This window comes from Streptomyces regalis (assembly GCF_001509475.1).
GTDB lineage: Bacteria > Actinomycetota > Actinomycetes > Streptomycetales > Streptomycetaceae > Streptomyces > Streptomyces regalis.
In genome coordinates this window covers 23,127-33,570 of sequence record NZ_LLZG01000005.1, presented here as the reverse complement: position 1 = coordinate 33,570, position 10,444 = coordinate 23,127, and the positions used below count along the sequence as shown (strand labels likewise).

Sequence of the window (10,444 nt, the reverse complement as noted above, 5' to 3'; positions counted from 1 at the left end):
GTGGGGGTGCGCGTCGGATGCCTGCGGCGGCCTGTGTCGCTGCGTGGGGGTGCGCGTAGCGCCTGCGGGCGGTGGGTGGGTCGGGGCCGCGCCGGGGGGGGTGTCCGTCCTCGGTCGGGCGGTTGCCGTCGGGCAAGAGGTGCTGTCCGTTGACGCCCGCCGCTGCGGGCGGACACCCCCCGGCACGTCCCCTTCCCGCCGTACGCGGGTGCGGGTGCGTGCGGTCCGGTGTCTCATTCCCATCGCATACGAGCCACCGGACCACGCCGGCCGGCGGCGCCGGATGTCGCCGTATCGACTTAGTGCGACCGCTCACAGCGTGAGTCGCGCCACACCACCACCAGGTAACACGGGGTTCACATTCGAGCAACGGCCGGGAAATCGCCTGTTGACAGGCTCGCGGGCATCAAGAGCGGCGCCTCAGTGCCGCAGCGCCGCAGCACCCGCAAGTGCGCCTAGACCCACCCCCGAAGGATGTGGCCCGTGACCTTCAAGGCTGAGTACATCTGGATCGACGGCACCGAGCCGACGGCCAAGCTCCGTTCCAAGACGAAGATCATCGCGGGCGAGCCCGCCGGTCTGGACGCGCTGCCGATCTGGGGCTTCGACGGGTCCTCCACGAACCAGGCCGAGGGCCACTCCTCGGACCGTGTCCTCAAGCCGGTCTTCACCTGCCCCGACCCGATCCGCGGCGGCGACGACATCCTCGTCCTGTGCGAGGTCCTCAACATCGACATGACGCCGCACGAGTCCAACACCCGTGCCGCGCTCACCGAGGTCGCCGAGAAGTTCGCTTCTCAGGAGCCGATCTTCGGCATCGAGCAGGAGTACACCTTCTTCCAGGACGGCTACCCGCTCGGCTTCCCCAAGGGCGGCTTCCCGGCCCCGCAGGGCGGCTACTACTGCGGTGTCGGCGCCGACGAGATCTTCGGCCGTGAGGTCGTCGAGGCCCACCTGGACAACTGCCTGGCCGCCGGCCTGGCGATCTCCGGCATCAACGCCGAGGTCATGCCCGGCCAGTGGGAGTTCCAGGTCGGTCCGGTCTCCCCGCTGGAGGTCTCCGACCACCTGTGGGTGGCCCGCTGGCTGCTCTACCGCACCGCCGAGGACTTCGGCGTCGCCGCGACGCTGGACCCGAAGCCGGTGAAGGGCGACTGGAACGGCGCCGGTGCGCACACCAACTTCTCCACCAAGGCGATGCGCGAGGGCTACGACGCCATCATCACCGCGTGCGAGTCGCTCGGTGAGGGCTCCAAGCCGCTCGACCACGTCAAGAACTACGGCGCCGGCATCGACGACCGCCTGACCGGTCTGCACGAGACCGCCCCGTGGAACGAGTACTCCTACGGCGTCTCCAACCGTGGCGCCTCGGTCCGTATCCCGTGGCAGGTCGAGAAGGACGGCAAGGGCTACATCGAGGACCGCCGTCCGAACGCCAACGTGGACCCGTACCTGGTGACGCGCCTGATCGTCGACACCTGCTGCTCCGCGCTGGAGAAGGCCGGCCAGGTCTGATCCGCCCAGTAGCTCCCGAGGGGGCGCCCACCGAGACGGTGGGCGCCCCCTCCGCGTTGACCTGGGACAAACGGCTGGAGGGATGAGACGACGGGTCCCCTGCGGGGCCCGCGTCTGCTTCAATGGAGGCATGGCCAGCTTCCAGAAGTACTCCGCGACAGGTCGCCATGACCTCGAGCCCTTCTGGCCTTCCCGTCAGCACGACGACTTCGACCGGGTGTGTTGCCGCGCGGTGAACGCGCGGGCCCTGTAAAGCCGTAACCTCCCCGGCCTTCGGCCAGCGCGAAACGACGTACGTCTCCCACGGACTTCCCGACGGACTCGCGCGAAAAGAGCTGACCTCTCATGGCGACCACTCCTTCTCTCTCCACCGCCACGCTCAACTCCCCCTCCCCGGCTGCTGCTTCACGGCAGCATCTGCGCGCCGTGGACCGGGACGAGGTGATCGACGTCGCGGACCTCCTGCCGCCGGGTGCCACCTGGCTGCCCGCTCCCCAGCACTCCCTGCCCACGCTCCCGGGGCAGCCGCCGATGATCGGCTACCTGGTGCTCGTCCCGGCCGACCGGCAGCCGCCGGTTCCGTCGGCCCGTGACGTCGACGGCGACCCGCTCGTCAGCGTCGACGCCGTGCGGCGCACCGCGGCGGTCGACGGGCGTGAACTCGACCTCACCTACCTGGAGTTCGAGCTGCTCGCCCACTTGGTGGCCAATCCGCACCGCGTGCACACGCGCGACCAGCTGGTCACCACGGTGTGGGGGTACGGGCATGTGGGCGACGGCCGTACCGTCGACGTCCACATCGCCCGGCTGCGCCGCAAGCTGGGCGCCGAGCACCGGGACACGATCCGGACGGTGCGGCGGGTTGGCTACAAGTACGCCCCACCGACGGGGCGTTGACCTGCCCGGCCGCCGCTCCCTCGAAAGCCCTCTGCTGACGGCAGAGTCCTGTTCCGTCCCGCGCCCGCACCGGGCAGAGTCGGCGGCATGAGACTTCTGGTGCTGGGTGGTACGGAGTTCGCCGGGCGGGCCGTCGTGGAGGCGGCCCTCGGGCGCGGCTGGGACGTGACCGTCTTCAACCGGGGGCGGCACGAACCCCCGGCCGGGGTGCGGTTGCTGCAAGGTGACCGCACCGCGTCCGACGGACTCGCCGCCCTCGCCGAGGACACCGGCGAGTGGGACGCCGTCGTCGACACCTGGTCGGCGGCGCCCCGCGCGGTACAGGAGGCGGCGCGGCTGCTGCGGGGCCGCGCCGCGCGGTATGTGTACGTGTCGAGCTGCTCGGTGTACGAGTGGGCCCCACCCGCCGGGTACGGCGAGGACGCGCCGCTGGTCGAGGGCGCCGAGGCCGGCGCGGAGCAGACCGACTACCCACGGGACAAGCGGGGCGGCGAGCTGGCCGCCGTCGAGGAGTTCGGGGCGGAGCGCTCCGTGCTGGTGCGGGCCGGACTGCTCCTCGGGCCGTACGAGAACGTCGGCCGGTTGCCGTGGTGGCTGACCCGGATCGCCCGCGGGGGTCCCGTGCTGGCGCCCGGGCCGCGGGACCTTCCTCTCCAGTACGTCGACATCCGCGACCTCGCGGAGTGGATTCTGGGGGCGGTGGAGCAGGAGCTGAGCGGGCCGTACAACCTGATGAGCCCGCAAGGGCACGCCACCATGGGTGAGTTGCTCGACGCCTGCGTGGCCACGGTCGGCGAGGCCGCCGAGCTGCGCTGGACCGAGCCGGAGGTGATCCTGGAGGCGGGCATCGAGCCGTGGACCCAGCTGCCGGTGTGGGTGCCGCCGGGCAGCGACATGCACGACGCCCTGCACAGCGCCGACGTGTCCCGGGCCGTCGCGACCGGGTTGCGCTGCCGGCCCGTCGAGGAGACTGTCGCCGACACCTGGCGGTGGCTGAGGGACATCGGCGGCACGGCGCCCATGCGGCCGGACCGGACCTCGAAGGGGCTGGATCCGGAGGTGGAGGCGAAGGTGCTCGCGGCCGAGGCGGGGGCGCCCGGCGGGGGTGTACCTGGCACCACCTCCTGATCCGGGGGCTCGGCCCCGTGACCCCCGTTGCGGCCTCCGCGAGACTGACGGCATGACCAACGACAACAAGAGCGGCCGTGGTTCGAGGGCACGGGGCATGGGGATCGCCGCGCTGCGGGGGCTTGCGCTGGCGCTGGTGTCCCTGCCGGGGGCCGTCCTCTGCTTCGTCCTCTCCCTGGTGTCGATCGCGCTCATCCCGATCGGCGTCGGCCTCGTCACGACGCCGTATGTGCTGACCGGCGTGCGGACGTTCGCGAACTGGCGGCGGGTCCTCGCGGCCGAGTGGGGCGGGGTGCGGATCCCGTCGGCGTACCGGCCGTTGCCGGAGAGCGCCAATCCGTGGACCCGCACCTTCGGGATGCTGCGCGACCCGGCGACGTGGCGGGACCTGCGGTGGCTGCCGGTCGACATGACGGCCGGGTTCGTCACCGCGCTGCTGCCGGCCGCGCTGCTCCTCTATCCGCTGGAGGGGTTCGCGATGGCGGCGGGGCTGTGGCGGGTCTTCACCGACGCCGGCGGCGGCACGTACTGGTACGGCTTCGTACCGGTCACCGGGCAGGCGTCCGCGCTCGGCGCCGGAGCCCTCGGCCTCGTCCTTCTCTTCTTCGCCCACTTCCTCACGGCACGACTGCTCCAGATCCACTTCCGGCTCACCCACGCCGTCCTCACTCCCACCCAGGCCCAACTCGCCGAGCGCGTAAGGGTGTTGACCGAGACCCGGCGCGACGCCGTCGACACGTCCGCCGCCGAACTGCGCCGCATCGAACGCGACCTTCACGACGGCGCCCAGGCGCGGCTGGTGGCGATGGGCATGGACCTCGGGACGATCGAGATGCTGCTCGACAAGGACCCGGAGAAGGCCAAGCAGCTCGTCGCCCAGGCCCGCCGGTCCTCGGCCGACGCACTCGCCGAGCTGCGCGACCTCGTGCGCGGCATCCATCCGCCCGTGCTCGCCGAGCGCGGACTGGGCGACGCTGTAAGGGCGTTGGTGCTGCGGCTGCCGGTCGCGACCGAGGTGAACGTGGAGCTGCCCGGGCGTGCGGAGGCGCCCGTGGAGTCCGCGGCGTACTTCGCGGTCAGCGAGGTGCTCACCAACGCTGTCAAGCACGCGGGTGCCGACCGGATCTGGATCGACCTGCATCACATGAACGAAGGCGACGGCATGCTGCGCATCACCGTCACGGACAACGGCAAGGGCGGCGCGGTGATCGGGACCGGTTCGGGCCTCACCGGAGTCGAGCGGCGACTGGGTACATTCGACGGCGTCCTCGCCGTCAGCAGTCCCGCGGGCGGTCCCACCATGGTCACCATGGAGATTCCTTGCGCGTTGTCCTAGCCGAAGACCTGTTCCTGCTGCGCGACGGCCTCGTCCGGCTCCTGCAGGCCTACGACTTCGAGATCGCGGCGGCCGTCGAGACCGGCCCCGAGCTGGCCCGCGCGCTGGCCGAGCTGGAGCCGGACGTCGCCGTCGTCGACGTACGCCTGCCGCCGACGAACACCGACGAGGGGCTGCAGTGCGCGCTTCAGGCCCGCCGCAGGAAGCCGGGGCTGCCGGTGCTGGTGCTCTCGCAGCACGTGGAGCAGCTGTACGCACGGGAGTTGCTCGCCGACGGCAGCGGCGGGGTGGGGTACCTGCTGAAGGACCGGGTGTTCGACGCGGACCAGTTCGTGGACGCCGTACGGCGGGTCGCGGCGGGCGGCACGGCGATGGACCCGCAGGTGATCCAGCAGCTGCTGACCCGGCGCGCGGCCGACGACCAGCCGCTGGCGCGGCTCACGCCCCGTGAGACGGAGGTGCTGGAGCTGATGGCGCAGGGGCGGACGAACGCGGCGATCGCCGACCGGCTCGTCGTCACGGAACGGGCGATCGCGAAGCACACCGCCAATATCTTCGCCAAACTGGGCCTGGAGGTGTCGGACGACGACAACCGTCGCGTGCTGGCGGTTCTCGCGTATCTCGACCACGGCCGGTGAAAAGGGACCCGGCCATTCACCCGTCGTGCGGGATCAACAACTCCCGGTGTTTCCGGGGCTGTTGAGGACACAGATTCTCACGAACCTCTCAACAATTTCCGGGACGACTGAACACCCCTGGGACGCCCTCCGTATGAATGGGAGCCGCTTCACTCCTGTCGGGCGCCTCGATGCCCCCGAAAAAGGAAGTCAGAGGAGTTCCATGGGACGCAACACAAGAAAACGCCGGATGCCGCTGGCCACCAAGGCCATAGCCGGGACGGCGGCCCTAGCGCTCGGTGGGGGCGGGCTTGTATGGGCCAACTTCTATGCTTCGGCGCATGAGGACAACAACTCTGGGTGGAACCAGACGAGGTCCGCGAACGCCCAGGTCGCGACGATCAACTGCCCGGACGTCGGCCAGCAGCTGACGGACGTGCCGGAAAGCGCGCGCCAGGGCGTCGCCAAGGAGCTGGCGCTGCTCGACAAGCAGATCACGGATGCCTACACGCGTCTCGCGGACACGCGCCAGGCGCAGGCGGGTGACCCCGGCTTCGTCAACAACGCCATTCTCGGCCCGCTGAAGTCCAAGCGGGTGGCCACCCTGGACCGGATCGGCATCAACATCAACCGCGTGGGCGGGAAGGCGCCGCAGGGACTCGACCAGCTGGCCGAGTGCCAGGGCGTCCCGGCCGAGCAGCCGGAGGTCAACGACGGCAACGCCGGCGACGGCCAGAACAACGACGGTCAGGACCAGGACCAGGACCAGAACAACGACGGTCAGGACCAGGGCCAGGACCAGGGCCAGGACAACGGTCTGGACCCGGTGCCCGAGGGCAACGGCGGTCAGGCCGGCAACGGCCCGGTGGCCGACGACTTCGTCAACATCGAGAACGTTCAGCCCAACTCGCGCAACCTGCCCAACGGCCTGGCCGCCAACGGTGACTCCGGCTCCACCGGCTCCTTCACCACGGAGTGCGGTACCAACGCGAACAACCTGTTCAACTCCGACAACATCATCGTGGCCCCGGGTGTCGACAACGGCGCGCACCACACGCACGACTACGTCGGCAACCAGGGCAACGACGCCTTCGCCAGCGACGAGGACCTGGCAGGCGCGGACACCACGTGCCAGAACCAGGCGGACAAGTCCACCTACTACTGGCCGGTGCTCCGTCTCCAGGACGGCTCCAACGAGTTCGACGCCGGCCAGGCCGGTGGTGGCGCCGAGGGCAACGTCGGCACGATCCTGGAGGCCAGCCAGGCGGAGATCAAGTTCGTCGGCAACAAGCAGGGCGACGTCGTGGCGATGCCGAAGTTCCTGCGCATCATCACCGGTGACGCCAAGGCCTTCACCAACGGCCTCGCCAACGCCAACACCTCGTTCAGCTGCACCGGCTTCGAGGACCGGCAGGTGACGGACAAGTACGTGATCTGCCCCGAGGGCAGCTCGGTGGTGCGCACGTCCAACTTCCAGAGCTGCTGGGACGGACAGAACATCGACAGCGCCAACCACCGTGACCACGTGGCGTTCGTCCAGGCCGACGGCAGCTGCGCGAACGGCTTCCAGGCGATCCCGCAGCTCCAGATCCGCCTGGTGTACGACGTACCTGCCCCGGCCGTCGAGAACGGTCAGGTGCAGAACCCGTACGCCGTGGACGGTTTCCCGGAGCAGCTGCACAAGCCGATCACGGACCACAACGACTTCATCAACGTGATGGACGAGAACCTGATGAACCAGGTGGTCCAGTGCATCAACAGCGGCCAGGAATGCCAGTGACGCACTAGGCGGTAGGCCATGAAAGAGCCGGCGGTGGGATCTCCCACCGCCGGCTCTCTCGTCTCCGGGTTCCGTGTGTGGTCAGCCGTCGTGGTCGGCGGAGTGACCGTCCGAGTGACCGGAGTGGTCGGTGCCCACCTCCAGGTTGCCGCCGAGCGTGTCGCGCAGCCCCGCCACGACGTCCTCGTGGCCGACGGCGACCCACTTGCGGCCGACGAGGTAGTAACCGCCGTAGTCCTTGGCCGTGTTGATCCACTCGCGCTGACCGCGGTCGGTGGCGAAGGTGGCGAGGACGTACTTCTCCTTGCCGGTCTTGCAGAGGGCCTGCCGGATTTCGTCGGCGTCCGTCTGCATGTTCGGCTTGCACTTCACCTCGGCGGCCAGGTGCTCCAGGCTGCCGGTGGCGGTCTTGGGCACGGCGGCCTCCTGGTCGCCGGATCCGCAGCCTGCCAGCGCGAACACCGCCGCGACACCAGCTGCCGCGAGCATCGGTCGGGTCACCTTCATCTCTTCCTCCCTGCAGGGGCCTCCCCGTGGATACGGCTCCCGCGTGCGGAGCGCTCAAAATACCGTTGCCGGTTCGCGCACGCGTGCGAGAGTGACGCCATGAACCAGGACTGGGAAGACCGCGTGGCCGCCGCATGGGCAACCCTCGACACCTACCCCGAGGAGGAGGCGGCCGACTTCCGCGCCGTCATCGACGCCCTCGTCGCCGAACTGCCCGACGACAGCCCCCTGGGGCCCTTCGAGCAGGCCTGCGCCTGGGACTCGACGGGGCACTCGGACAAGGCGGTGCCGCTGTACCGGGAGGCTCTCGCCCGGGGACTGACCGGCTACAAGGGACGGCGGGCCAAGATCCAGCTGTCCAGCTCGCTGAGGAACACCGGGCAGGCCGAGGAGGGCGTCAAGCTGCTGACACCCGAGCTTGACGCGCCCTCCGACGAGCTGGACGACGCGGTACGGGCGACGCTCGCGCTGTGCCTGTCGAGCCTCGGGCGCGACCGTGAGGGGCTGTCCCTGGTGCTGGGTGCTCTCGCGCCGCATCTGCCCCGCTACCGGCGTTCGATGGCGAACTACGCCCGGGCACTGGTGGAGTCGGAGGACTGAGCCGTCACGGGACCGCGCCCGGGGTGGTCCGGGTAACGGTGACCAACTGACCATTCGCTCGTTCTGCTGAACGTGCAGTCACAGGATGTCGCCCCGCGCCCCGCCCCCGCCTCGGCCGACCCGGTCGTCGACATCGAGCGGGCCGAGGCCGCGCTCGTCGAGCACTACCCGCGCCTCGTCCGGCTCGCCTACCTGGTGCTGCCGCCGAGCCTCGGCCGCAACCGGCGTGTGGTGACCGCGCACTCCCTCACCCAGCGCGCGCTGCCGCGCGGCCGGGCGGCGGCGACGCCCGCGATCCCGGCCCAGTCGACCGGCCGCGACGGCGACCCGGGGTACGCCTTCCTCCGCCTCCAGGTCCTGCGTACGGCGCTGGAGGCGGGCCTGCCGCTGCGGCGCCTGGCCTGGCCCAAGCGCTCCCAGCTGCCGCCCCTGCTGCCCCAGGTGTGGGGCCTGCGCCTCTTCCCCCGGTCGGGCGGCGCCGACGAACTGGCCCTGGACCAGCAGTTGTCGGCGCTGTCCGGCCCGGCGCGGGCGGCTTACGTCCTGCGCGGCCTGGAAAAGCTCAAGGACGGCGCCGTACGCGACGTACTGACGGCGGCCGGCGTCGAGGACGTGGACGCCGCGCTCGACGAGGCCGCGACCGTGGCCGCCCAGTACGCGCTGCTCGACTCCCCCGAGTTCGACCCCTGCTCGCTGCACGCCCGCCCCACCGATCTGATGCGGCGCAGGCAGCACACGAAGGCCGCGCTCGCTGCCGGGGCCGCCCTCCTGGTGTGCGGGGCACTGCTCGGCCTGCCCGGCGAGGGCTGGGGCCCGGACAGTGCCGCGGCCCCCTCGTACGCGCAGAACCCGGCGGCCGAGGCCGCCCTCGACCCGGCCCAGCTGACGAAGGTTCCCGCGCTGGCCTGGCAGTCCTCGGCCCGCACCGACTTCTCCGTGTGGCCCGCGCGCGGCGACCTCACCGACGACTCGGCCCTGCTGCGCCGCGCCCTCGCCGTCTGGGCCCGCCCCGGCGAGACGGTCGCGGTCTCGGCGACCCCCGGCACCCCGTCGGGCGGCCCGCCCGGGGCGCCGCAACTGCTGTACGCCGGGACCGTCGACAACGCGCACGTGGTGATCCTCTACGACGGCCTGCGCATCGTCCGCTACGCCGAACCGAAGGAGGGCACGGCCGGCGCCGCCCTGGACTTCTCCCGGGTCGACGGCGCGACCAGGGGGGAGGCGAGCGCGGTGGTGCTGAGCCGGGCCGACGGCAATGTCCGCTATCTGGTGGCGCCCTGGGTGAAGAAGGCGGCCGAGCGGGATCTGCTGAAGCCGCGGACCGGGGCGATGGACCTCACCGTGACCGGCGGCATCACCTCCCCGCTGGCGAGCCCCGCCGTCCAGCAGACCGGCACGTGCACGTCGTGGAACGTTCTGCAGCTGGCCGACAGCACCGGCACCCGCCTGCTGACCGACCTCGCCGAACTGGTCCCGGTCCGCCTCACCACCGGCCGCCCGGGGGCCGTCAAGGACGCGTCCGGCCCGGCGGCGCTGCGCACCTGGGCGCCGTACTCCTGCTGGCTGGGCCAGATGCGCTCCGCGGGTGTGCGCACGGTCAACGCCTGGGCGTTCGCGCGGCAGGCGCTGCCCGACGGGACCGGCTCGGCGGACTGGGTGTGCACGCGCGGCGAGACCTGGCGGGGCGGCGGCGAGCGGGTGCTGGCCCAGTTCCGGACTCCGGGCGCGACGCAGGCGGCGGTGGCGGCGAAGGGCGAGAACGTCTCGGCGTGCGGGGCGCGGGATCCGCATGTGCTGGCCGGGGTGCTGTGGAAGGCGAACACGGGCAGCTGGTATCTGCTGGCGGCGGCCACCCGGGACACGGAGTCGATCCGGGCCACGGGCGGGGTCCACGGCAGCACCGAGGGCAGCCTGCTCACCGCGCGGGCCAAGCAGGGCGCGCAGGTCGAGCTGAAGGGCACGCTGGAGAGCGGGCGGTCGATCAGCGGACTGCGGTGAGGCCCGGCCGGGCGCCTTGCTGACACGAATGTAAATAGGGTCGTGCACGGGGGTTCACCACGGACC

Annotated in this window: 9 protein-coding genes; 8 read left to right on the top strand and 1 reads right to left on the bottom strand. The window is 71.2% G+C overall.

The window, feature by feature from the left end; all coding sequences use genetic code 11:
* Positions 1–483 precede the first annotated feature (483 nt).
* The 6 genes from glnII (at position 484) to ADL12_RS02480 (ending at position 7,273) form a co-directional block, all read left to right on the top strand.
* Positions 484–1,515: a glutamine synthetase gene (gene glnII, locus ADL12_RS02505; RefSeq protein WP_062697961.1), complete on the top strand. Its 1,032-nt coding sequence runs from the start codon at positions 484–486 to the stop codon at positions 1,513–1,515.
* A 345-nt stretch (positions 1,516–1,860) separates the two neighbouring features.
* Positions 1,861–2,412: a winged helix-turn-helix domain-containing protein gene (locus tag ADL12_RS02500; protein ID WP_062697959.1), complete on the top strand. Its 552-nt coding sequence runs from the start codon at positions 1,861–1,863 to the stop codon at positions 2,410–2,412.
* A gap of 87 nt (positions 2,413–2,499) precedes the next feature.
* Complete coding sequence (locus ADL12_RS02495; RefSeq protein WP_062697957.1) at positions 2,500–3,540, top strand: SDR family oxidoreductase; 1,041 nt, start codon at positions 2,500–2,502, stop codon at positions 3,538–3,540.
* 52 nt (positions 3,541–3,592) lie between these two features.
* Positions 3,593–4,876, top strand: a complete 1,284-nt coding sequence (locus ADL12_RS02490; protein ID WP_062697955.1) for a sensor histidine kinase — start codon at positions 3,593–3,595, stop codon at positions 4,874–4,876.
* Positions 4,861–5,514, top strand: coding sequence for a LuxR C-terminal-related transcriptional regulator (locus tag ADL12_RS02485; protein ID WP_062697953.1), 654 nt, complete (start codon positions 4,861–4,863; stop codon positions 5,512–5,514). The genes ADL12_RS02490 and ADL12_RS02485 overlap by 16 nt, the downstream gene beginning before the upstream one ends.
* A 202-nt stretch (positions 5,515–5,716) precedes the next feature.
* A complete protein-coding gene (locus tag ADL12_RS02480; protein WP_062697951.1) occupies positions 5,717–7,273 on the top strand; it encodes a DUF1996 domain-containing protein in 1,557 nt (518 codons plus the stop codon).
* Between the two features lie 81 nt (positions 7,274–7,354).
* On the opposite strand, the gene ADL12_RS02475 is transcribed toward ADL12_RS02480, so the two are convergent.
* Positions 7,355–7,780 (bottom strand): hypothetical protein, encoded by a 426-nt coding sequence (locus ADL12_RS02475; RefSeq protein ID WP_062697948.1) that lies wholly within the window; start codon positions 7,778–7,780, stop codon positions 7,355–7,357.
* Between the two features lie 99 nt (positions 7,781–7,879).
* On the opposite strand from ADL12_RS02475, the gene ADL12_RS02470 reads away from it, so the two are divergent.
* Positions 7,880–8,380: a tetratricopeptide repeat protein gene (locus ADL12_RS02470; RefSeq protein WP_062697946.1), complete on the top strand. Its 501-nt coding sequence runs from the start codon at positions 7,880–7,882 to the stop codon at positions 8,378–8,380.
* 72 nt (positions 8,381–8,452) lie between these two features.
* Positions 8,453–10,378: a hypothetical protein gene (locus ADL12_RS02465; protein WP_062697944.1), complete on the top strand. Its 1,926-nt coding sequence runs from the start codon at positions 8,453–8,455 to the stop codon at positions 10,376–10,378.
* Positions 10,379–10,444 lie beyond the last annotated feature (66 nt).